21 protein-coding genes and 1 other annotated feature are annotated in these 24,012 nt (G+C 48.6%); of the genes, 18 read left to right on the forward strand and 3 right to left on the reverse strand.

Going from position 1 to position 24,012, the window contains the following annotated elements; all coding sequences use genetic code 11:
* Nucleotides 1-84: 84 nt before the first annotated feature.
* From BP95_RS0128085 to hemB, 9 genes are all read left to right on the forward strand, one after another.
* Nucleotides 85-669: a hypothetical protein gene (locus tag BP95_RS0128085; protein WP_021252329.1), complete on the forward strand. Its 585-nt coding sequence runs from the start codon at nt 85-87 to the stop codon at nt 667-669.
* 338 nt (nt 670-1,007) lie between these two features.
* A complete protein-coding gene (gene speD / locus BP95_RS0128090) occupies nt 1,008-1,406 on the forward strand; it encodes an adenosylmethionine decarboxylase (protein WP_021252328.1) in 399 nt (132 codons plus the stop codon).
* A gap of 151 nt (nt 1,407-1,557) precedes the next feature.
* Nucleotides 1,558-2,097, forward strand: coding sequence for a hypothetical protein (locus BP95_RS0128095; protein WP_028533791.1), 540 nt, complete (start codon nt 1,558-1,560; stop codon nt 2,095-2,097).
* 196 nt (nt 2,098-2,293) lie between these two features.
* The gene (hemA, locus tag BP95_RS0128100) at nt 2,294-3,679 is read left to right on the forward strand and encodes a glutamyl-tRNA reductase (RefSeq protein ID WP_021252326.1); all 1,386 of its coding nucleotides are present in this window, start codon (nt 2,294-2,296) and stop codon (nt 3,677-3,679) included.
* Between the two features lie 27 nt (nt 3,680-3,706).
* On the forward strand, nt 3,707-4,534 hold the full coding sequence (gene ccsA / locus BP95_RS0128105; RefSeq protein ID WP_021252325.1) for a cytochrome c biogenesis protein CcsA: 828 nt from the start codon (nt 3,707-3,709) through the stop codon (nt 4,532-4,534).
* A gap of 3 nt (nt 4,535-4,537) precedes the next feature.
* Nucleotides 4,538-5,182, forward strand: a complete 645-nt coding sequence (locus tag BP95_RS31570) for a precorrin-2 dehydrogenase/sirohydrochlorin ferrochelatase family protein (protein ID WP_021252324.1) — start codon at nt 4,538-4,540, stop codon at nt 5,180-5,182.
* A 38-nt stretch (nt 5,183-5,220) separates the two neighbouring features.
* Nucleotides 5,221-6,153 carry a hydroxymethylbilane synthase gene (gene hemC / locus BP95_RS0128115; protein ID WP_021252323.1) on the forward strand — a complete coding sequence of 311 codons (933 nt, stop codon included), beginning with the start codon at nt 5,221-5,223 and terminating at the stop codon, nt 6,151-6,153.
* Between the two features lie 5 nt (nt 6,154-6,158).
* Nucleotides 6,159-7,745, forward strand: a complete 1,587-nt coding sequence (cobA, locus tag BP95_RS0128120; RefSeq protein ID WP_021252322.1) for a uroporphyrinogen-III C-methyltransferase — start codon at nt 6,159-6,161, stop codon at nt 7,743-7,745.
* A 1-nt stretch (nt 7,746) separates the two neighbouring features.
* Entirely contained in the window at nt 7,747-8,751 is a 1,005-nt protein-coding gene (gene hemB / locus BP95_RS0128125) for a porphobilinogen synthase (protein WP_021252321.1), read from the forward strand.
* 115 nt (nt 8,752-8,866) lie between these two features.
* On the opposite strand, the gene BP95_RS0128130 is transcribed toward hemB, so the two are convergent.
* Nucleotides 8,867-9,544 (reverse strand): Crp/Fnr family transcriptional regulator, encoded by a 678-nt coding sequence (locus BP95_RS0128130; protein ID WP_021252320.1) that lies wholly within the window; start codon nt 9,542-9,544, stop codon nt 8,867-8,869.
* 78 nt (nt 9,545-9,622) lie between these two features.
* Here BP95_RS0128130 and hemL point away from each other — a divergent pair, with 78 nt between their 5' ends.
* From hemL to BP95_RS0128145, 3 genes are all read left to right on the forward strand, one after another.
* Nucleotides 9,623-10,927: a glutamate-1-semialdehyde 2,1-aminomutase gene (gene hemL, locus BP95_RS0128135; RefSeq protein WP_021252319.1), complete on the forward strand. Its 1,305-nt coding sequence runs from the start codon at nt 9,623-9,625 to the stop codon at nt 10,925-10,927.
* A gap of 132 nt (nt 10,928-11,059) precedes the next feature.
* A complete protein-coding gene (locus BP95_RS0128140) occupies nt 11,060-11,947 on the forward strand; it encodes an RluA family pseudouridine synthase (protein WP_028533792.1) in 888 nt (295 codons plus the stop codon).
* 143 nt (nt 11,948-12,090) lie between these two features.
* Nucleotides 12,091-13,644, forward strand: a complete 1,554-nt coding sequence (locus tag BP95_RS0128145; protein ID WP_028533793.1) for a LysM peptidoglycan-binding domain-containing protein — start codon at nt 12,091-12,093, stop codon at nt 13,642-13,644.
* A gap of 98 nt (nt 13,645-13,742) precedes the next feature.
* On the opposite strand, the gene BP95_RS33660 is transcribed toward BP95_RS0128145, so the two are convergent.
* Nucleotides 13,743-13,907 carry a hypothetical protein gene (locus BP95_RS33660; protein ID WP_162833933.1) on the reverse strand — a complete coding sequence of 55 codons (165 nt, stop codon included), beginning with the start codon at nt 13,905-13,907 and terminating at the stop codon, nt 13,743-13,745.
* A 423-nt stretch (nt 13,908-14,330) separates the two neighbouring features.
* Nucleotides 14,331-14,623: a binding site (T-box leader), on the forward strand.
* 190 nt (nt 14,624-14,813) lie between these two features.
* Between BP95_RS33660 and BP95_RS0128155 the strand changes: the two genes are divergently transcribed.
* The 3 genes from BP95_RS0128155 to murC all read left to right on the forward strand — a co-directional run bounded on the left by BP95_RS0128155 (nt 14,814) and on the right by murC (nt 20,307).
* A complete protein-coding gene (locus tag BP95_RS0128155) occupies nt 14,814-17,450 on the forward strand; it encodes a valine--tRNA ligase (protein WP_175460816.1) in 2,637 nt (878 codons plus the stop codon).
* 93 nt (nt 17,451-17,543) lie between these two features.
* On the forward strand, nt 17,544-18,929 hold the full coding sequence (locus tag BP95_RS0128160; RefSeq protein ID WP_028533795.1) for a bifunctional folylpolyglutamate synthase/dihydrofolate synthase: 1,386 nt from the start codon (nt 17,544-17,546) through the stop codon (nt 18,927-18,929).
* A gap of 7 nt (nt 18,930-18,936) precedes the next feature.
* Nucleotides 18,937-20,307 carry a UDP-N-acetylmuramate--L-alanine ligase gene (murC, locus tag BP95_RS0128165; RefSeq protein WP_036667654.1) on the forward strand — a complete coding sequence of 457 codons (1,371 nt, stop codon included), beginning with the start codon at nt 18,937-18,939 and terminating at the stop codon, nt 20,305-20,307.
* Nucleotides 20,308-20,457: 150 nt separating this feature from the next.
* Here murC and BP95_RS0128170 read toward each other — a convergent pair whose 3' ends face one another.
* Nucleotides 20,458-20,703: a hypothetical protein gene (locus tag BP95_RS0128170; protein WP_028533797.1), complete on the reverse strand. Its 246-nt coding sequence runs from the start codon at nt 20,701-20,703 to the stop codon at nt 20,458-20,460.
* A gap of 177 nt (nt 20,704-20,880) precedes the next feature.
* Here BP95_RS0128170 and BP95_RS0128175 point away from each other — a divergent pair, with 177 nt between their 5' ends.
* From BP95_RS0128175 to radC, 3 genes are all read left to right on the forward strand, one after another.
* Nucleotides 20,881-22,245, forward strand: coding sequence for an SPOR domain-containing protein (locus BP95_RS0128175; RefSeq protein WP_028533798.1), 1,365 nt, complete (start codon nt 20,881-20,883; stop codon nt 22,243-22,245).
* A 280-nt stretch (nt 22,246-22,525) separates the two neighbouring features.
* Nucleotides 22,526-23,134 carry a Maf family protein gene (locus BP95_RS0128180; protein ID WP_021254215.1) on the forward strand — a complete coding sequence of 203 codons (609 nt, stop codon included), beginning with the start codon at nt 22,526-22,528 and terminating at the stop codon, nt 23,132-23,134.
* Between the two features lie 166 nt (nt 23,135-23,300).
* The gene (gene radC / locus BP95_RS0128185; protein WP_021254216.1) at nt 23,301-23,987 is read left to right on the forward strand and encodes a RadC family protein; all 687 of its coding nucleotides are present in this window, start codon (nt 23,301-23,303) and stop codon (nt 23,985-23,987) included.
* Nucleotides 23,988-24,012 lie beyond the last annotated feature (25 nt).

A 24,012-nucleotide genomic window follows, 5' to 3' on the forward strand; every position in this document is an offset into this window, starting at 1 on the left:
TCATGAACAGGAATTCATATTCTCCCTGTAGTATAATAAACATGTATAAATATTATATGTTGAATACAGGTAAGGAGAGTTTTTATGGCTCGGCGGTTAGCCACAGAGTATGTGAAAGCCAGTTTACAGTTAACGGAAGCTCAATTGACCCGATTTGTGCAATCGCTCGCGAAGCAATCTATTGTGGGGCGGGTGAAAGTATTAGAAAACGGTAATCAAGAGGTGGTTCTTGAGGACGGCCAGGGTGATGAGATCATATTCCTGTTCGAGAAACAAGGCAATCGGTATGTCTGTGTAACGTCTTGCCGCTTGGTTCATCCGAAATTGACACAAGTGATGCATAAGCTTGTGGCGACATTCCGTGGCGAAGCGGTAGTCAATCGGATTTTTGCGGGATTTACAATCACTTATTATTACGCAGATGGGGCTGTTCGCAAGATTGTAGAGCAGAAGGAAGAGCCTCGCGTTATTTTCGAACATAAGGATACGGTGCAGGACTTGCATAACATGTACCGAAACGAACATGTAGAAATACGAATTGCGAGTATTAAGGAGCGCATCAACAGTTTGCTCGATAAGCGCAATCGAAGCCTGTCAGCAGATGAGGTTCAAGCTGTAGATCAGCAGCTAACAGCACTGGCAAAGCAATTGTTCATCTTGGAAGCCTGAGCGGCACTTGAATATGAAAGAACTTAAGGCGTATGCCTTAAGTTCTTTTTTTGTTCTGCAGCGAATATTGGGCGGGCGTACTAGACACCTATTAGAGGCTTTCGCCATATAGTAGACAGGGAAAATGGAATAGTCAGGGGATAAGTGGATAAAAAAGTGTTGCATTTATGTGAGTAAGATGTTATTTTTAATCTCGTTGAAAACAATATAGGAACCAGGATTCACTCAGGACATTGCATGTTGCGAGAGATTTTTCCCTCGGGAAGTGAATGACGTAGGTCCTAGCGGATGAAATTATTTTTTCAAACATTTTATTCCTAGGAAGGGGGAACCGAAAGATGGAATACTCAACTTTCGGAAGACATGTTGCTGTTGACACGTGGGGAGTCGACTTCGATTTGCTGAACAATGCTCAATTGCTTGAAGCACAACTGGTAGAAGCCGCTGAAGCGTGTGGTGCAACGGTCTTGTCTGTTCAATCTAAACAGTTTGACCCACAAGGGGCAACAGTTCTAGTTATGTTGTCAGAAAGTCATCTTTCAATCCACACTTATCCTGAACGTGGATTTGCAGCAATCGATTGTTACACTTGCGGAGAAACAGTAGACCCGCAGCTAGCCATTGATTACCTGGTCTCTGTGTTGAAACCGGAGAAAACGTACGCGAAGAAACTTATTCGCGGATTAGGCGAATTGCAAGTGGTTACTCCGGATATGAAAGTATCCGAATTGGTATAAACGACAATAAAGTCCCGCTCATCCTCGTGCTTGGCACAGGGTGGAGCGGGCTTTTTTTATTCTTATAGAGAGTCAACCTCATAGCTCGGTTATTTGTCCACTTGTTGCTCCATAAGCTATATACATAATCATATATAGTAGGAGAATGCTGATGAGACCTAGACGATTTCGAGGCGGTATCGTATGGATGGTTGTGTTGTTCATGCTGTTAATATGGCCTTCCATTCAAGTGTACAACTTATTCTCTCCGAAGGCAGAAGCGTCCGATCCGCTTAAAATGCTGTACGAAGTAGCTCAATTTCAAACGAACCTGTTAAAAGGATCATTGCAGGAAGCGGCGCGATATGACTCGACAGAACCACTTCAAAAATTGAAGCTTGTTGCTTATTCAGCAGCATTTGCACATGAAAGACTGGTTCGTGCGGCAGGGAAGAAGCAGCTGCCAGAGCTGCCAAGTCTGAATAAGGTTGTAGAAACCATCACATTGATGCAGTTAAATGGCGATCGCCCATTAACGGACAGTGAAAAAGAGATGATCAGCATGAGCGCTGAGGCAATGAACCGACTCTATGACAGCTATGCGCTCGTCTATAGCAGCAGCGGGGGATGGGTCACATCCAAGCGTGAAGAACTGGTTAGCGCAGACAAGGATTTGAAGGAAGTGCTGGAATCTAATTTTACACCGAAGTGAACTGGCAAAAAGTACATAAAAAAAGAATGACATTGGGGCGTTGCAATGATAGTATAAGGTGCAGTTAGCCCGTACAAACTAAAATTTGACATGCATTTCATAATATTTTCAAATTACGAACGAATGTTCTTGTTGATCTATGTTATAATGATTATCATCTGAGAATGTACTAAATTTTGAAAAGCAGGTGAAATGAATGCACATCATCGTCGTCGGCATGAACTATCGTACGGCGCCCGTAGAAATTCGGGAGAAGTTTGCGGTGCCCGAAAGTGATTGGCAAGAGGCGCTGAGACAATTGAGACAGACGAAGAGCGTGCTCGAATGCGTGATGGTGTCGACATGCAATCGCACAGAACTGTATGTGGTTGTCGACAGATTGCACATGTGCGGTCACTTCATCCGCAGCTTTATGGAGACGTGGTTCGGCATTTCCAGACAGCAATTTACACCGTACCTCTATATATATGAAGATGATCAGGCTGTCGAGCATTTGTTCCGGGTCAGCTGCGGCTTGGATTCCATGGTCATCGGCGAAACGCAAATTTTAGGCCAAATCCGTAATGCCTTCTTGTTCGCGCAAAATGAAGGGGTAACCGGGACGTGGCTGAATACCGTATTTAAGCAGGCAATAACACTCGCGAAGAGAGCACATGCCGAAACAAGCATTAACGAAAATGCGGTTTCGGTCAGCTATGCCGCAGTGGAGCTTGGCAAGCGAATATTCGGATCGTTCCAAGGAAAGAAGGTGCTCATTCTAGGCGCAGGCAAAATGAGCGAGCTGACTGTGAAGCACTTATATGCCAACGGTGCTGCGGAGGTAATGGTGGCAAACCGTACCCTATCTCGCGCGGAAGAGCTGGCGAAGCAGTTTAACGGCCGGGCAGGTACGCTTGATGCGGCCGAACAGATGCTGGTTGAGGCTGATATTGTGATTAGCTCAACGGGTTCGAAGGAATATGTGCTTACAGCGGATGATGTGAAGCGGGCGATGAGCAGGCGCAAATCTCGGTCGCTGTTCTTCATTGACATTGCCGTGCCGCGTGACCTGGATCCGGCGATTAGTGACGTGTCGAATGTATTCTTATATGATATCGATGATCTGCAAGGTATTGTGGAGAGCAATCTGGCACGTCGCCGCAAGGAAGCGGCGAAGATTGAAGCTTTCATCGCAGATGAACTCGAGGAGCATCGTTATTGGCTCAAAATGCTGGGTGTAACTCCGATGATTCGGTCTTTACAGTCCAAAGCAGAACGTATCCACCAGGATACGCTGCAAAGCTTGTTCAATAAGCTTCCCGAGCTGTCTGAACGGGAAGAAAAATTGATACGCCGTCTGACGAAGAGCATGTTGAACCAAATGATGCACGACCCAATTAATCAAATTAAAGAGCTCGCCGCTGAGAAAAATGGGGACGAGGCATTGCGGTTATTTTCGCAAATTTTCGCACTGGAGCAGCCAGAAGCGGGTGGCATGGAGGAGCGAGGCAAGGAACAGCCCTCACCCCAAGTCACCGTGAATCGAAATACGGAACCCGAGCGGGGGAAGTCTGTGCTGTCTTGGGCAGCCGTCACATGGTAGAGGAAGAACAGGAGGCGGCAGGCATCGATGGTTACGAATAGTTGGATTTACGATGCGATTATCTACACATACGCCCTGAGCCTTCTGTTTTATTTTTCCGATGTGGTAGGAGTCAATCGGAAAGCGAAGCGGATGGGCGCAGGGCTTCTTACTTTTGTATGGGTACTTCAGACGATCTTCTTGATTGTAAGAATGGTGAGGCATCAGGATGTGCCCGTTTTTAGTAGTTTTGAATTTATGTTTTTGTTTTCATGGTTCCTCGTGACCGTATCCATTGTCATTAGCAGGTTCTTTCATATCGAATTTATCGTTTTTTTCGTCAATCTTATTGGGTTTGCCTTATTGCTCGTGAATATGCTTAACGACCCGACAATGCCTGCATCGATGAAGGAATGGGAGATGATGCGCAATTTGCTCTCTTTCCATATCTCGCTTGTAGCCTTTGGTTTCGCGGCCTTAACGATTAGTGCCGTATTCGCGGGCATGTATGTATTTCTCCATCATAAGTTGAAGGCTAAGCAATGGTCTGACGCGGTGCGGCGCTTGCCTAGTCTTGAACGAATTGAACGCTTTTCGTTTCTAGCTGTCGTAATTGGCATTCCGATGATTTTACTGTCGCTTGCCGTAGCAGTTGGGGCTATTCTGCTCGACAATCGTACGGAATTGCTGATTGATTTTAAGATATGGTTTACGTTATTAGCGCTTTTATTCTATGGCTCTTATATTGTGAAACGCTCGCGTAATGATTCAACAGGATTTCGACTTTCTTTGTTGAATTTAGGATGTTATGCGGTAATGATGCTCAATTTCGCATTGAATTCATTGTCGACATTTCATCGCTGGATTGGAGTGTAGCGAATGGGTGATTCCCCTCTGTATCCGATTATGCTGAAGCTTGTTGGCAAGCCATGTACGGTGATTGGCGGCGGCAAGGTAGCTGCGCGCAAGGTTCGTCACTTGCTGGCGAGTGGTGCTGAAGTGAAAGTGGTCAGTCCCGTATTGACTGCAGAGCTTTGGCACTTTGTCCATGAAGGCAGCATTGTTCATATCGCAAGAGAGTATGAAGAGGGGGACGCCATTGGAGCGCTGCTTGTATTTGCTGCGACAGATCATTGTGAAGTGAATGAGCGAGTAGCTGAGGAAGCAAGGCGCTGTGGGGCGCTCATCAATATTGCTCATAGTCCGGAACAGAGTGACTTCGCCAATCCTGGGACGGTGCAGCACGGAGATGTCCATCTCGCTGTATCGACTGGCGGCGCTAGTCCAACCTTGACGAGAAGCATATTAGCCAAGCTGTCCAAGTTAATGGATGATGAGTTGGCGCAAGTAGCAGAGATGCTGCTGCATGCACGCAAGGCTTCGCATGATGTGCTGCCAGACACGGTAGATCGCCAGCGAGCAATGCGGCACTATGCAGAAGAATGCTGGCGGGCCTATGAATGTAATGTCACACTTCCCAAATGGGAGGACTGGGTCATGGCGTGGCTCGCCCAATATCAATAAATGAATGAATAATTTAGGCAAGCAGGAGGGGCAACTAGATGCGTACTATCATTGTTGGGACAAGGCAGAGCGCCTTGGCGTTGACGCAGACCGGGCATGTGATTGCGGCGTTGGAGACCATTTGCAAAGAGAACAACCTTCCGTTCCGATTCGAAATTAAGAAGATCGTAACGAAAGGAGATCGCATCCTGGACGTCACCTTGTCCAAGGTAGGCGGCAAAGGGTTATTCGTGAAGGAGATTGAACAAGCGTTAATGGATAAGGAAGTGGATATCGCGGTTCATAGCATGAAGGACATGCCTTGGGAACTTCAGGATGGACTGACGGTTGGCGCTGTGCCCAAGCGGGAAGATCCAAGAGATTGCTTGATTATGAAGTCTGGCACCTCGATTGAGGATTTGCCTATAGGTGCGAAGGTAGGCACGAGCAGTCTGCGCAGAGCTTGTCAATTGCAGGCGTATAGACCGGATTTGCAGATCGAGCCATTGCGCGGCAATATTGATACACGGTTGAAGAAGCTAGAGACGGAAGGATTCGATGCAATCGTTCTTGCTGCAGCAGGACTTCATCGGATGGGATGGCAGGATCGTATCACATCCTATTTGCCGACAGAACTGTGTCTCCCAGCGGTAGGGCAAGGGGCATTGGGGATTGAATGCCGTGCAGATGATGAGGAAGTATTGTCGCTGCTTGCGCGTTATCACGATGTAAATACTGCTCGTACCGTTCAGGCGGAGCGAGCTTTTTTAGGCCGTTTGAATGGCGGGTGCCAAGTGCCGATCGGAGCGTATGCAGAGCTTCATAAGGCAGATGACACGATACGCTTGATTGGTCTTGTCGGATCGGCGGAAGAGAATACGATACTGAGTGACACAATGGAAGGTGGACAACCAGAGGAGCTTGGCATTGCAGTTGCAGAGCGGCTGCTGGATCGAGGGGCGGAACAAATGCTATCCCAATTAAGGGGCTGATATGAATGGAGCGGCATTCCTCTGGAATAGGTATTGTCTATCTGGTAGGCGCTGGGCCAGGTGACGTAGGGTTGATAACGGTCAAAGGCTTGAATTGTCTGCAGGAGGCGGATGTTGTTGTCTATGATCGTCTCTCTAGCCCTCAATTGCTCAGATATATGAAGCGGGGAGCTCGTAGGATCTATGTGGGCAAGCTGCCTGATCGACATGCGATGAAGCAGGCGGATATTAACCAATTGCTTGCTGATCTAGCACAGGAAGGAAACAAGGTCGTTCGCTTAAAGGGGGGCGATCCTTGTGTGTTCGGAAGAGTGGGAGAAGAAGTAGCTGTACTGAAGCAGCATGGAGTTCCGTATGAGATCGTTCCAGGGGTCACCTCTGCTGTTGCGGTTCCTGCATATGCAGGCATACCTGTGACTCACAGGGATTATGCGTCTTCCTTTTGTGTAGTGACAGGTCATGAGAACCCGGACAAGTTGGATGAGTTCATCGAGTGGGAGCAGATGACCCAAAGTGCTGGAACTTTGCTGTTCCTTATGGGTATCGGCAAGCTGCGTGTAATTGCCGAACGATTGATGAGTCATGGACGGGCAGCGGATACGCCTGTTGCATTAGTGCGCTGGGGAACAAGGGCTGAGCAGCGCACGCTCGTAGGGACTCTAGCGACGATTGCGGATGAGGCAGAGCGTGCTCGCTTCGAGTCGCCGGCAGTCATTGTCGTAGGGGATGTTGTGAAGCTGCGAGAACAGCTAGCTTGGGCAGAGGAGCGCCCGCTGTTCGGTAAGAGAGTACTTGTCACGAGGAGCCGTTCGCAGGCTAGCGAGCTTGTTAAGCCCATTGAACAGCTTGGAGGGGAGACGTATGAATACCCGGTCATTGAGATGCGGGCGCCTGTCTCTCTTGGGAAACAGCAAGCGATTCATCAGGCTTTTATCCATGCACAGCAATATCAATGGCTAGTTCTGACAAGTGTGAATGGCGTCAAGTATTGGTTCCAACACTTGCAGGAGCAAGGGCAGGATATTCGCCAATGGGCGAATGTACGAATCGTAACGGTAGGCCCCAAGACTGCTGAAGCGCTTCGCGAATATGGAGTGCAGCCAGATGTATCTGCTGCTCAGTATAGTCAAGAAGGGGTATGGGATGCCCTTCGTCCATTAATCTCGCCAGAAGAGCGCGTGCTTCTTGCGCGGGGTGATCTGGCGCGCCCTTGGCTGAAGGAGATGCTGCAGCAGCATGGCCTTCTTGTGGATGAGGTGGATTTGTACGAGACCGTACTGCCGGAGTACGATGATCCTTATTTAGTGGAATTGCTGGAAGAGAACGCGATTCATCTGATTACGTTTACAAGTTCCTCGACGGTTACGAACCTGATCGCCGCACTCGAACGCATGGGGGTTCCTGACCCTGTAGCGAAGCTTGGTGGCGCTCAAGTGGTGTGCATCGGGGAGATTACAGCGCGCACGGCGCGTGATGCAGGCTTGCAGGTTGCTGCAGTCGCAGAACGATCTACCATTAGCAGTATGGTGGACGAGATGTGCAGACTTAGCAGTGCTGACAAGGCGCATATACACATTCAAGGAGGTTGCTAACATGGTATTTCCAACTACAAGATTACGCCGCCTACGGAAGACGGCAGCTCTCCGCAATATGGTTCGCGAGACTGTATTGACAGTCAATGACTTGATTATGCCTATATTTGTGACGCATGGTACAGGGATTAAGGAAGAGATTAGCTCCATGCCGGGAGTTTATCATTTCTCCCTTGACCGTATGGATGAAGAAATAGACGAAATTGTTCAATTGGGTATACCAGCTATTGTGCTGTTTGGTGTCCCAGCTTCGAAGGATGCTGTCGGAAGCTCTGCATTCGCCGCGGATGGAATCGTCCAACAAGCGACAAGACGAATTAAGGCGGCTCACCCTGACCTGCTTATTATTGCGGATACATGTCTATGCCAATATACCGATCATGGGCATTGTGGAATGGTTCATGTGCATGAAGTGAATGGATGCGAGGTAGGCGAGATTGATAATGACGAGTCGCTCGAGTACTTAGTGCGTACGGCGGTGTCTCAAGCAGAAGCGGGGGCTGATATTATAGCGCCATCCAATATGATGGATGGATTCGTGCATGCGATTCGTGTAGGTCTTGACGAGTCAGGTTATCATGATGTGCCGATCATGTCCTATTCGGTGAAGTATGCATCGGCATTCTATGGTCCATTCCGAGATGCGGCTCATTCCGCGCCTCAATTCGGTGATCGCAAGACTTATCAGATGGATCCTGCCAATGTGCGCGAAGCAATTCGTGAAGCAGAAGAGGACGTTCTGGAAGGTGCGGACATGCTTATGGTGAAGCCAGCCATGGCATACATGGATGTTATCCGTGTGATGAAGGATCAATTCGATTTGCCGCTAGTGGCTTACAATGTGAGCGGCGAGTATTCCATGGTGAAGGCAGCGAGCAAGCTTGGATGGGTTGATGAACGCGCTATTGTGAGCGAACTGCTGCTTGGTCTGAAGCGCGCGGGAACAGATATGATTATTACGTATCATGCGAAGGATGCTGCACGTTGGCTGTCTGAGCGAGCGTAACAATTGTTGCAGTGGGGCTTGATTAAAAGAAGCGACTTCTGTATAAATAGCAATCTCCCCGTGGCAAAGTTCGTTGAATGTGCCGACGGGGAGATTGTCTACCCGATGTATGGAGCTAGCTAACGTAAGGACTCTGGAACAGTCGGGATACGTCCAGCGTGTATTCGGTCGGCTGCAGCGTCAGGATACGCTGATGCTCGAGATCACGAATCACTTGTTCTAATACGTTCCGATGTACGCCAGCAAGACCTGACATGGCATCAGCGTCGAAGGCGGCACGGATGTAGATTTTATCTCCGCGGCGCTCGCCTTGCTGCTGAGCGATGCGAACGATGTTCTTTACGATGCGGCTTGGTGCATCTAAGAACGTTAAGTCATAGACATATCCGTTCGTCGAGCGCAGTCGACCGCATAGTTGAATCATAACCTGCTTCGCAATATCGTAGTGGGCGCGCAGCAGTAAGTGGAAGCTCTCGGATGTGACGGTAAAGAGAACCGTATCCTCTAATGTCTCTGCTGTTGCAGAACGCGGCTTGCCATCAATAAGCGCAAGCTCGCCGAAGTTGTCGCCGCTCTGAAAGACAGAGAGGATCTTCTGCTGGCCTTTCTTGTTGGATGTGTATACTTTGACGGCACCGCGAAATACGATGCAGAATGTGTGCCCTGGATCTCCCTGCTGGAACAAGATCGTATGTGGGGCATACTCCCGGCGGGATGTGATGGACGATACGATTTCCAGCTGTTCATCAGTCAAATCAGAGAACAGTGGGACGCGTTTGAGCAATTCAATCATGACTTTCCCCTCTTTGCCAAGCCGATTTTTTATTAGTGTAACATAGAACAGAGGAATAAATAAGAAGGAGCAACCAACATGTCTGAAAAAAAATCTGGCCGTGTAGACACACGTTCGCAGGCAGCATTTGCAGAAGCAAAGAAATACATACCTGGCGGTGTGAACAGCCCTGTACGCGCATTCAAATCCGTCGGTCTGACACCCGCTTATATTGAACGGGCGGAAGGATCCCGGCTGTATGATATCGATGGCAATGTATTCATAGATTATGTATGCTCATGGGGACCGCTAATTATGGGTCATGCGCATCCCGAAGTTGTGCGTGCGATCCAAGAGACGGCAGCGAAGGGGACAAGCTTCGGTGCGCCTACGGAGATTGAGACGGCTATGGCGAAGCTGGTATGTGAGCGTGTACCTTCCGTAGACATCGTTCGTATGGTGAATTCCGGAACGGAAGCGACGATGAGTGCAATACGATTGGCGCGCGGTATTACAAAGCGGAGTAAGATTGTTAAATTCGAGGGCTCCTATCATGGTCATGGAGACAGCCTGCTCATCAAGGCTGGATCGGGTGTAGCGACATTGGGACTACCAGACAGCCCGGGGGTGCCTGAAGGGGTTGCCAGCAATACGATTGCGGTTCCGTATAATGATCTGGAAGCAGTGAAGCTGGCCTTTGATCGATATGGCGAAGATATTGCCTGTGTCATTGTAGAGCCGGTTGCAGGCAATATGGGGGTTGTACCGCCTCAGGAAGGGTTCTTGGAAGGCCTGCGGCATTTGACGGAGCAATATGGAAGTCTGCTTATTTTCGATGAGGTTATGACAGGATTCCGTGTGGGCTACAGCTGTGCGCAAGGGTTGTTTGGCGTCACACCGGACTTGACTTGCTTCGGCAAGGTTATCGGTGGTGGACTGCCAGTAGGTGCATACGGAGGCAAACGCGAGTACATGGAGCAAATTGCACCGAGTGGCCCGATCTATCAAGCAGGTACGCTTAGCGGCAACCCGCTGGCTATGGCTGCCGGTTATACGACATTGTCTTTGCTTACGCAGGAGGTGTATGCAGAATTGGATCGTAAGGGTGCCAAGCTTGAGGCAGGCTTTATCCGCAATGCGCAAGAACTGGGAGTGCCGTGTACAATCAACCGTGTTGGCTCGATGGTATGCCCGTTCTTTACGAATGAGCCGGTAACGAATTTTGATACGGCTCGCACGTCCAATCAAGAGCTGTTCCGCACGTACTTTAAGCATCTACTCGATGAAGGGGTTAATGTAGCGCCTTCGCAATTCGAGGGGATGTTTGTGTCGGCGGCTCATACCGATGAGGACATTGAATTTACAATTCAAGCCAACTATGCTGCACTAAAGAAATCGATCTAAGAATATGCAGGCTTGAATATAGGATGGTATGGTCAATCTATACGCATAAATAGGACGAATACGAGCCCGGCGATTCCGCGTTAGAAGTGGAGTGCCGGGCTTTGAAATGGATAGAAACGGAGGAGGTGCGTTATGACACGATATTGGAGACGACAAGGAGAATGGATAGAATTCATGCCTGGCAAAGCAGCGCTTCAAGATGAACAATCTACACTGGCATGGCTGATTAGCGAGCTGCGTTTGCCGAAGAATTTCGTTCATAGAATGAATCATGCGGGAGATATTCGCACTGCAGGAGATAGGCTGCGTGTGAAATGGTTTGTTGCTGAATCGGATGCTTATGAGCCCGCTGACGCACCTGCCGAGGTGCTGTATGAAGATGATGCTTGCTTGGTTGTATATAAGCCTGCAGGTATGGCGGTTCATCCAACGACACCGGAGCAGGATAAGAGGCGGGATAGTCTTGCCCATGCTGTGGCATGCCACTATCTATGGACGGGGCAGGCTTCCAAGGTGCTGCATATACATCGCTTAGATGTTGATACAACCGGGCCGGTGCTGTACGCGAAGCAGCCGTGTACACAAGTGATTCTGGATGAGATGATGCGCGAGAAGAAGATTGAGCGCATCTATCATGCGATTGTTCAGGGAACGCTGACGCCGGCTTCTGGAACGGTAGATGCGCCCATAGGGAAGGATCGTCATCATCGCGGCAAATATCGGGTAAGCGATAGCGGAGCTCCTGCGATTACCCACTATGAAACACTGCAGCCCGGCTCAGAACTGTCCCTCGTGCGCCTAACGCTGGAGACGGGTCGGACACATCAAATTCGGGTGCATATGAGTGCGAAGGGGCATCCGCTTGCGGGAGATACGCAATATGGGGGCGATGGCAAGCTCATTAGCAGACAAGCGCTTCATGGGGAGAGTTTGCGCTTCATTCATCCGCTGTCAGGAGAACAGATTGTTGTAGACGCCCCGTGGCCTGAGGACATGTTGCGCTTGCGGCAAAAAATATAGTCATGCTCCTCTCTTTCCTCCCATATAGATGAAGTAGTGATACGAGTCTGACTTTGCGACTGTAGCTTAACATCGTTGCCATATCGCATGTACGCTGGTCACAAGGGAAGATGGCATATGAACTGCGGGAGGAGGAGCGGTCTGTGAACGAAGAATCATATGGATTGCGCTTTGATATTTATGAACGTGTGCACTTGTCCGACGAAGTGGTCGGCATTGATCAATTGGAAGAAGTGGAGTTGACACCGCACATTCAGGTCATTCCTGCTGGTGACCAGGTGACAGTGCGTGGCAGCTTGCTGCTGGCTGGGGCATATGTAGGTGCTGATGAACTGCGCAGCAGTCATTCGCTTGAGCATTGGATCCCTGTTGAAATCACACTCCCCTTAAATCGGGTGCGCAGCTTGGATGATATTTCGGTCGATATTGAGCACTTCGATGTAGACCTTTTATCAACACGTACATTAAATATTACAGGAATTTTATCGCTGCGCGGCATCTCAATGGAAAGTATAGAGCCAGCGGCTTGGGAGCCGGAGCAATTTACAGTTGTACATCAAACGGAGCTCGAGCACGATGGGGAAGAGCCAGCGTGGCTGCGTGACTACGGTACATACACACCGGCGTTCACGAAATCAGCAGAGCATGTGACTGAAGAAGTTGCAATTGAATCGGAAGTTGCGACTGAATCGAAAGTAGAAACAGAAGCTGATTATAGAGATTTCAGTCCTGTTAGGGCTTCAGAGGAACAGGAGCAAGAAGAACAAACAGAAGAACAGGCAGAGGAACAGATGGAGGATCAGGCAGAAGAAGAGTTGGAAGAGAACTTCGATCGAGCTGCTGAAGACGTGGAGGTTCGCGAATTCGAAGGGGAGAGGCTGCTGCCTGCACAAACCAATCATGATGCATTTGATGGAGATACTCCCCAATCTGAACGTATTCCGCTCACATGGAGTGGTTCTCAGTGGGCCAGAGAGACGCGAGATGAGGAGGAGCGGTTAGAGGTTCAGAGTGCCGAGGGGCAAGGCGAAGCAGGGCGAGCGCTGGGCAGAGCAAGTGCTGCCACGGATAGCGCAGAACACGAGCAAGCAGCGAAAATGACTCAGTTGGAGTCTCATTCACCGACCCTCTCGAATGATGCAAATACGAATGAGCCTGTTGCGAGAAAGGAAAGTGTGCAATCCATCGAAGTAGATGCAGCTGTTCAATCAGAGGGTGAAGGTGAATCGCTCGCCTCGAATCAGGAAGTGGAGCGGGACGATATTGAAGCAGCTGCTCCATTGAATGAGCCGGAGGATGTTCCAGCAGCTGCCAAGCAGGAGATGAAGGTTGCAATCGGCAAGTCGAAACAAAGTGAGCCGGAAGCAGCGGAACCAGTTGGATTCAGTTCGTTGCTGCAGAAGAAGCGGGAGTCTCAAGAACTGGAACGTATCCAGAAGGAAGAAGAGGCAGCGCAGCTAGCAGCAATGAATGAGGAGACAACTGGTGAGGAAGTAAAGTGGCAGTCGCTATTCCTGCAGCGTATTGATGATGAGCGGGCTTTCAAGAAGGTGCGCTTGTGTATTGTGCAGCGTTCTGAAACACTCGATACAATTGCTGATCGCTATTGCATGAACTCGAGAGAAATTGCGCTCTACAACCGCTTAGCGGAATCGGATATATCCGAAGGGCAAGTTCTGTATATTCCCACCTCGTAACGATATCTCCACTCCCTATAGATAGGCAAGAAACCCGTATGGCTCAATGAGCGACGGGTTTCTTTGTGTCTGAATGCAGTTGTACAAGAGTACAAGCTTCAATATACATCCCACAAAAATCCAATGAAGATGAGGAATAATACAAATAGCAAAAATACGTCAAATGCTGTTGGCAGAAGCAACGTGCGAACAAATTGCAAGCAAATGATGGGGAAAAGAACCCCTTTAATGGAACCTCGAACACGACACCACCACCGTTCCATGTAAAACACCTCCTATAGTACATGTTATGAAAAATGAAAAACAGGATATGACTAATAGTGCGAGTTCAAAAAGGCCGGTTTTCAGCACCGAAGCTTATGCTTCCGATGTGCGTTTTTTCAAAACGCCTCAGTTGGATGAAGCTAGGGCCTGAGGAGCGGAGCGTACGTTTTGGGTACATGAGCACCTGAGATGTTTCCGCAGGAAACATACTTCGTAAGCATCTGCTTAGGCCCGGCTGAATTCAAGATTCGATGCCGAGTCCACTTCATGATTTACTTCGTGATCAAAAGCGGACTTTTTGAACATCCTCTAATAGGGAAAGCATTTGTCAGTATCCTTTTGTGCTTCGTCTATTGACTCGCTCGGTATGCGAAGGTACAATATATCGTAAATGTTATTGTTTATTTTTATAAAGATCTGATTGAAAGACTATGAACAGGATTAGTAAGCGATTGGCCCCTTACAGAGAGCAGAGCGACACGGTGCAACGCCTGCAGGATTGTCCCGCGCTGAAGTCACCTGGGAGTTGCCCTTTTGAACGTGTCACGGTAATGTATGAACACGATGTTCATCATGTTCCGGATACGCTAGAATAGGCCGGCCGCAGCCGTTATTTGCAACTGAAGTGCCGCTCACACGATCTGTAAGATGTAAGGATCTTTACTGGGAGCGGAATAAAGGTGGTACCACGGAAGCTAAACCTTTCGTCCTTTGTGGCGTAAGGTTTTTTTATTTGCCTACGTAAGCGAATTGTCCTTGCAAATACCGAGCTATGCGCTTAGAGAAGCATGCATGGATCGAGCAGTATGATTTGCTTCGATTATATAGGCTGAACATTGTCGATTAGATACTCATGATTATGTAACGGAGGGATTTGCTTGGCAGAGAATCAAGAGCAACTGTCTATGCCTACGACGTATGATCCGAAGGCAGCAGAGCAGAAATGGTATGATTTCTGGATGAAAGGCGAGTATTTTAAAGCAGGTGAACGCAAGGATGCTGAACCGTTCACAATCGTAATCCCGCCTCCGAACGTTACGGGTATGCTGCATATTGGTCATGCACTTGACTTTACATTGCAGGATATTTTGATTCGTTTCAAGCGGATGCAAGGATATGATGCTTTGTGGCTTCCAGGTTCTGACCATGCAGGTATTGCAACGCAGACGAAGGTAGAGCAGAAGCTGCGCGAAGAAGGAATCACACGCTATGATCTTGGGCGTGAAGCATTCTTGGAGCGTGTATGGGATTGGAAAGAGAAGTATGCGAATACGATTCGTGAGCAATGGGCGAAGATGGGACTGTCATTGGACTTCTCCCGTGAGCGCTTTACGCTGGACGAGGGTCTGTCTCGTGCGGTTCGCCAAGTATTCGTGAAGCTCTATGAGAAAGGTCTCATCTACCGCGGTAAGTATATTATCAACTGGGATCCGGCAGCACGTACGGCATTGTCTGATATCGAAGTTGAATATAAGGAAGTGCAGGGGCATCTCTATCACCTGCAATATCCTCTGAAGGATGGCAGCGGCACAATCACTGTGGCGACAACACGTCCGGAGACGATGCTTGGCGATACAGCAGTAGCTGTACACCCTAAGGATGAGCGCTATAAGCATATGATTGGCAAAATGCTGGTACTGCCGATTGTTGGCAGAAAGATTCCGGTCATTGCTGATGATTATGTAGATAAAGACTTCGGAAGTGGTGCGGTTAAGATTACGCCAGCCCATGATCCGAATGACTTCGAAATGGGACTCCGCCATCAACTGCCGCAAATTACGGTAATGGATGAGTCCGGTAAAATGAACGAGCTGGCTGGTCAATATCAAGGGCTTGATCGTGCAGATTGCCGCAAGCAGATCGTGAAGGATTTGCAAGAACAAGGCGTGCTGATCAAGATTGAAGATCATGTGCATCAAGTTGGTCACAGCGAGCGCAGCGGCGCAGTTGTAGAGCCGTATTTGTCTACGCAATGGTTCGTGAAGATGAAGCCGCTCGCGGAGCGTGCAATCGAAGCACAGAAGTCTGGCAAAGGTGTTAATTTTGTGCCTGATCGCTTCGAGAAGACATATTTGCATTGGATTGAGAATGTACGCGACTGGTGTATTTCCCGCCAGCTATGGTGGGGACATCGCATCCCTGCATGGTACTGTGAGGATTGCGGACACATTCATGTTGCAGAAGAAGACGCGACTGCATGTACGTCATGCGGAAGCAACCACTTGAAGCAGGATGAAGATGTACTCGATACATGGTTCAGCTCTGCATTGTGGCCGTTCTCCACACTTGGATGGCCGGAACAGACAGAAGATCTGAAGCGCTACTATCCAACGAATGTGCTCGTTACAGGCTATGACATCATTTACTTCTGGGTATCCCGCATGATCTTTACGGCGTTGGAATTTACAGACGAAATTCCGTTCAAGGATGTGCTGATGCACGGCTTGGTGCGTGATGCTGATGGTAAGAAAATGTCCAAATCGCTTGGGAATGGTGTCGATCCGCTTGAAGTTATCGAGAAGTACGGTGCTGATGCAATGCGCTTCATGATTTCGACGAGCAGTACACCAGGCCAAGACTTGCGCTTCCGCTGGGAACGTGTAGAACAGGCTCGCAATTTTGCCAATAAGATTTGGAATGCATCCCGTTTCGCTTTGATGAACTTGGAAGGGTTCACTTATGCGGATATCGACATCACAGGCGAATTGGGCACAGCTGACCGCTGGATTCTCCACCGTATGAACGAGACTGCCCGCGAAATTACACGCTTGATGGATGCTTATGAGTTTGGAGAAACAGGCCGTGTACTCAATAACTTCATCTGGGATGATCTATGCGATTGGTATATTGAATTTGCGAAGCTTAGCTTGTATGGCTCGAATGAGCAAGCGAAGAAGAAGACGCAATCCGTTTTAGCTTACGTGCTTGACCATACAATGCGCATGATCCATCCGTTCATGCCGTACATCTCAGAGGAAATTTGGCAGCATCTGCCGCACTCCGGCGAGACGGTAACACTTGCGGAATGGCCAGTATACCGTGCTGAATTCGAAGCGCCTGAGGCGGTTCGCGAGATGACACTTCTTATGGATATGATTCGCGCAGTACGCAATATTCGTGCTGAAGTGAATGTTCCGATGAGCAAGAAGGTAGAATTGATTGTGAAGCCGACTGATCGTATGGTAGAAGCGAACATTACGAACAACCTTGAGTTCGTGGAACGCTTCTGCGGTACTTCGAAGCTGGAGGTAAGCATAGAAGCTGCTGCTCCGAACAAAGCGATGACCGCTATTGTGACAGGAGCCGAGTTGTACTTGCCGCTCGCTGGCCTTCTTGACATTGATCAGGAGATTGCACGTCTTCAAAAAGAAGTCGAGCACCTGAACAAAGAAGTGGAGCGTGTCGATAAGAAGCTTGCTAATCAAGGTTTCATCGCGAAGGCGCCTGCTTCGGTCATTGATGAAGAGCGTGCCAAGCAGCGTGATTACAGTGAGAAGAGAGACAAAGTACTGGCGCGTATTACCGAATTGAAAGAAGCGTAAACAACCTGTGCGATATGTACGACCGATCCGGACGTGAGCGCTGTCACATGCCGGTTCGGTCGTTTAATGACATCTGATAAAGGATGAGGAACTATGCCTACGACAAGCGAGACGGAAGCAACCGATTTTCCTTTTGTTCGGGTAGAAGACGCAATTGATTGGATTAATTCTTTAATTCCTTTTGGAATCCGTCCTGGATTGGATCGGATCGAACTGTTGATGGAGCGGTTAGGTTCTCCGCACCGTCGCTTGAAGTTCATTCATGTTGCGGGCACAAATGGTAAAGGCTCGACCTGTGCGATGTTAACAAGTGTCTTGCTTGCTAACGGATATGATGTCGGCACATTTACTTCTCCTTATATTGAGAAGTATACGAATCGTTTAAAGTACAACAACGAGGACATTCCTGAAGATACGCTGCTTCAACTTGTGAACAAGCTGAAGCCGTTGGTGGATGAAATCGCACAAACGCCGCTCGGTTCGCCGACGACGTTTGAAGTATCAACTGCGCTCGCCATTATGTACTATGCGACAGTGACGTTCCCGGATGTCGTCGTATGGGAAACAGGACTTGGCGGACGGCTTGATGTAACGAACATCGTGACGCCGATCGTATCGATTATTACGAATATCGGCCATGATCACATGGACATACTTGGGGATACGATTGAGAAGATTGCTGCCGAGAAAGCAGGAATTATTAAACCAGGGGTGCCAGCGGTGACGACGGTGGAGCAGCCAGAAGCGCTTGAAGTGATTAAGCAGGCTGCTGAGAAAAACCAATCTACACTGTATGTCATGAACGAACAGTTCCGGGTGGAACTGCTCCATGCGATTGAAAATGAACAGAACTTCACATTCTTCGGCCCATTCCGTTCGATGGAAGGAATGTCGCTCACGATGAACGGGGCACATCAGTTGAAGAATGCGGCCGCCTCATTAATGGCGCTTGAAGTGCTGCGACAATATATGGCTTTCATGTTAGAGGATGCTACCACGCAAGAAGGACTGAAGCGTGCAGCATGGCCAGGGCGCTTAGAGATGGTATGCGAGAAGCCTCGCATGCTGCTCGATGGAGCGCATAATCCGGAGGGGGCAGCGACGCTTGCACAAGCGCTGCGCGATACGTACCGGTATGAACGGCTTCATATTATGATGGGTATGCTGTCGACAAAGCATCATCCCGATGTTCTACGACATATACTACCTTTAGCAGATACCGTTATTTTTACAGAACCAGATTTCCGCAAGAAGATGGATGCGGAGAGCTTGAAACATATTGCCGAGCAAGTGATGGAGGGCGAGGGCGATATACAATGTCCAACCATTCTTGTAGAGCCGGATTGGCATAAGGCTTTGGAACAGCTACAAGCGATAACAGAGCCTGGAGATTTAGCAGTAGTTACGGGGACATTATATCTGATTGCAGACGTGCGTTCTTTCGTTCTGCATCGGACCGAATCTGAAAAGGGTTGGTGAGTTCGTTTTGAATACGACGGAACATATTCATTTTATCGGCATCGGGGGCTATGGGATGAGCGCCATCGCTCGTGTCATGCTGGAAATGGGGTACACCGTCACGGGGTCCGATGTGGCCGAACAGGATTTGACGGAAAAGTTACGCAAAAAGGGAGCGACTGTACATATCGGGCATGACCCTGCCTATGTTCAGAACGCAGACACAGTAGTATACTCTACGGCTTGTCCGAAAGATAATGTAGAGCGAGTTGCAGCTGAACAGCAAGGGATTCCAGTCATTCACCGCTCACAGATGCTGGCGCGCTTGCTGAATGCTAAGAAAGGCATCGCTGTAGCTGGTGCTCACGGGAAGACGACGACATCTTCCATGATTGCTTTTGTCATGGAACGCTGTGGCGTAGATCCGACTTATATTATTGGTGGCGAAGTGACGAACCTAGGAACAAACGCCCAAGCAGGAAATAGTGAATATGTAGTAGCTGAGGCGGATGAGAGTGATGGCTCCTTCTTGAATTATCACCCTCATATAGCGGTTGTACTTAACATAGAGGCAGATCATTTAGAGAATTATGGCGGGGATTTCGAGCGATTGAAGGAAGCTTATGTACAGTTCCTGTCACAAGTAAAACCGGAAGGATGCTCTGTAGTGTGTGCGGATGATCCAATTGTTGGCTCTATGCTTCCGAACTTGGGCGCAGGTGTTGTGACATACGGCATTGAGCAAGCGGCTGATTATACAGCTACAGAGATTATTGCGGAAGATCGCGGCATGACCTTTACGATGAATCATCAAGGCAAGGCGCTTGGCACAGTACAATTGTCTATTCCAGGTACGCATAATGTGTTGAATGCAATGGCGACCATTATTGTTGCTATGCGTGCAGGCATTCCGTTTGAACAGGCATCTGCTGCTATCGTGGACTTTATTGGCGCTAAGCGCCGTTTCCAAGTAATTGGGGAAGAGCAGGGCGTACTTGTTGTAGATGACTATGCTCACCATCCGACGGAGATTGAGGCAACACTTACTGCTGCCAAAGCAACAAACCGTCGTATTGTTGCCGTATTCCAGCCGCAGCGTTATTCGCGGACTTATTTCCTGTTCGATCAGTTCAGCCGGGCATTTGAGGGTGCAGATGAACTGATTCTGACAGATATCTACTCTCCAGCTGGGGAGAAGCCGATTGAAGGGGTACACTCTTCGAAACTGGTTGACCGGATTCGCGAAAACAGCAACAGCAACGCACAGTACATTGCGGATAAGAATGATGCATTAGAGCATCTGAAATCAATTGTGAAGTCCGGAGATTTGGTAATCACAATGGGTGCAGGTGATATTTGGAAGACAGCGCGTGACTTAACTGAGGCATTGAAATCGTAGTATCTCTGGCAGTAAGTCAGCGATGTTCCAACAGTGGGATGTAAGTCTGTAAACAACTAGAATAGCAAGAAAAGATCGAGCTGGGGGTCAGGATTTTGGCCCTTCGTTCGATCTTTTTTTCTGTTGACTTATTGTCTTTGTCTGAGTGGATTACACAAGTCTAATAGCAACTACAGCTGCAAATAGAATACGACGAATAAAGAAAAAGCCCCGGCGCTGTACACGTAATCGGAAGGAGATAAGCCCCGAGGATAAGATTCTGCCAACCAGTACTTCTCCAGTAAAAAGAACGACAATCACGCGACGGCCGATATTTCGTCTAACGAATCGACGTACCTCAGCTGGGGTCAAACGCAAGTTGCTTTTCTTGCTTTTCTTGCTTTTCTTGCTGTTCATTCTATTCCCTCCTTTGCTGCGGGATTGTATATCATATGCTAGCGTTGCAAGATTTGATAGGACGCATATAGGAGGACGGACGCACTTTCTAGTCAATAATTTGTAAGGTAGGTTCTATTGGATTCGAATCTAGCATAAATCTACTAGTAACCAATAGGACAAGGTAGGTGTTCGGATATGACCAACATGCGAACGAAGATGACGTTTCGATTCGATGATTCCCAGCCTGTGAAGGATAAACATGAGATTCAGGGCATAGAGGCGAGCAAGAAGAAAGAGCGGCTTACAGATTGGGAGGAGATGTCTGATGGTACGATTGTGAATGGGGTTTCAGTTGAGCGGGCGAGCGTATCAGAACTTGAAGAGTATAGTGAATCAACTCCCATAGAGAATCGGCATCATATAGAAAAGGTCGAAATAGATGCTCCGAACAATGACCGGGAACAAGAAAAGGCAGAGAGCGAAGATGAACGAGTGGAGCGCTGGATTCGGGAGTCGGATCGTCAGCCTGAATATGACATTCCGAAGAACGGTTATGCGATCCCAACCTCTATTGAAGATCCTGCCTCTAGTTCACTTAGTGATCAAGGCGAGTTGTTATGGCATGGTATTCATACACGTTCTCGCAAGCCCCCGGTGTGGAGAGTCGTTGCTTCCGTTGCGGGCGCGCTCGCAACGGGTGCCTTGTTCGGATTTCTCGCTCTGTCTCTATTCAAGGGCGAAGTATCGATGCCTAATCCAAGTGATGCTATTCCAGTATTCGCGAATGATAAGCAAGGAAAAGGTGGAGAGCTGGCATCTAAGGACACGGCATTGAACGAACAGGGAACGGTGAAGGCAGGGGATTCAGGAAGCAAGTCCTCATCTACTAGCAATGGAGAGAATTCGGCTGCAGCCGCAGCAGGTCTGTATGTGACGGATGTGAATATTCCAGAGAAAGTGTTTTACATGCTGCAATATGGTGTGTTCGCCCAGGAAGAAGGGGCTCAGAAGGCAGCGACGGAGCTGAGAGAACTCGGGCTGGCTGCGATGGAGGAGAAGTCAGAGCAGCATCGCGTGTATGCCGCGATCGCACCTTCGAAGGAGGATGCGATGGGGTTGAGCGCGTTGCTGAAGAACAAGCAGGTGGACTTGTATGTGAGAACCTTGAACCGTCCGGCGATTACAAAGTTGGCATTCCAAGGTGACTCAGCCTCCGTGGAGCAATTTTTAGGCCAAAGTGACGTGGTGAATGAATGGTTAATGTCTCAATCGATTGCGTATTTAGAAAAAACCAATACCGAAGCATTCACTCAAGAGATCACGGAACAGCTTCGGAAGGAGCATCAGAAGTGGACACAGCAAATGAGCAACGTGCAAAAAGGGATTCCTGACCAGTCCAAGAAAGCTTGGACGGAGCTGGTTCAGAGCATGAACACAGCAATCAGTGCAGTGAATGAGTATAATAAGCAGCCTTCGTCCTCACATTTATGGAGTATCCAGCAGGCGGTTATGCATTATCGGAATGCAGAGGCGGTTTGGTTGGGTACGATGAAGGTGTAGCTGAGAGCGGAATAGATCACATGCCAATTATATTGTTGGGAACAGAGTCTTTTGATAGGAGCGTAGCTCTTTGAAGGGGCTCTGTTTTGTATATAAGAACTTGCATTCGCATTGTTGTGAGGGGAAGGATAGAAAACTGCATGAATTTGGGATTGTTGCATAGATTACCATAAATTGTTCATCTAAATCTTGCAAAGATCCTCATTTGAATGTTTGTTTCGACAGCCAGTTACGCGTATAATAGAACAGTGTCAAAAAATGGCGAGGAGCGACTACGAAAATGAGTATATCCAAATTCGAGCGACCAACGATCGTAATGGCTTCCTCCTCACCACGGAGACAAGAGCTTGTCCGTTCACTCGGTCTTCCTTATGTCGTACATCCTAGCGATGCAGACGAGACAGTGGATCCCAATCTGGATCCTGACTGTATTGTTGAGACGCTGGCACTGCGCAAGGCACAGGCGGTAGCAGATGTCCGCAAGGCGGCTGGTGAGCACGTTATTGTCATCGGTTCCGACACCATTGTCGTCTTGGATGGCGAAGTGCTGGGCAAGCCAGTGAATGAAGAGGATGCGGTTCGTATGTTGACTAGGCTGCAGGGAAGATCGCACAAGGTGTATACCGGCGTGGCGATGATTGATTCAGCGGACGAACATACAGAAGTTGCGCATGGTGTAACCACAGTCCATATGAAGCCATGGACAGATGAACAGATACATCGCTATGTTGCAACTGGTGAACCAATGGACAAGGCAGGGGCCTATGGGATTCAAGGAATTGGCTCAACACTTGTCACGCAAATTGAAGGCTGTTATTTCAACGTAGTTGGATTGCCGTTGTCGCTTGTTAGCGACATGCTTGCTTCGTATGGCATTATCATCCCGTAATGGGCGCTGCCAGTACGGAGCAGCAAGGTGGAGCAGTAATTGTAAATGAGATAAGATGAGTATGAAATGTTGAATGCAAGACGGTCCTAGGAACAGCGGATGCCGACCAATGGTGCTTCGTCGGTGCATGATGGCGACCGGACAATCGACTACAGGGGGTTGTAAGATGGGACATAGTCCACTTCTACGCGATCTTCCCCATGAAGAACGTCCGAGAGAACGCATGATGCAATATGGGGCAGAGTCATTAAGTCATGCTGAATTACTTGCAATATTACTGCGTACAGGCACGAGAAATGAATCGGCCATTACATTAGCGCAGCGAATATTGAATCACGTAGGACAGCTTCGGCATTTGCACGATATGTCTGTGACAGAGTTGACAGCGATTCGTGGTATTGGCGACGCTAAGGCACTGCAGCTAAAAGCAGGATTAGAGCTTGGACGCCGTATGTCGCGTTCTCGTCTTGAGGATGCACTGCAGGTACGACGGCCGCAAGATGCAGCCGATCTGCTTATGGAGTCGATGCGATACTATGACAAGGAACATTTTATTTGTTTGTTTCTGAATACGAAGAATCGAATTATGGCACAGGAGACGGTTACGATCGGAATCCTGGATGCATCTTTGGTACATCCCCGCGAAGTTTTCAAGGCTGCCCTGAAGTGTGGTGCAGCTTCCATCATTTGTGCTCACAATCACCCAAGCGGAGATCCAACACCGAGTCCAGAGGATGTAGCGCTTACTAGGCGGCTCATGGAAGCTGGAGAAATTGTTGGTATCGAACTGCTGGATCACTTGGTTATTGGCGATAACCAATATGTGAGTTTGAAGGAACGCGGGCTCATGTAATATAATGATTGAGATTGAAGGTTAT

It is taken from the genome of Paenibacillus sp. UNC217MF, from assembly GCF_000686865.1.
Lineage (GTDB): Bacteria > Bacillota > Bacilli > Paenibacillales > Paenibacillaceae > Paenibacillus_B > Paenibacillus_B suaedae.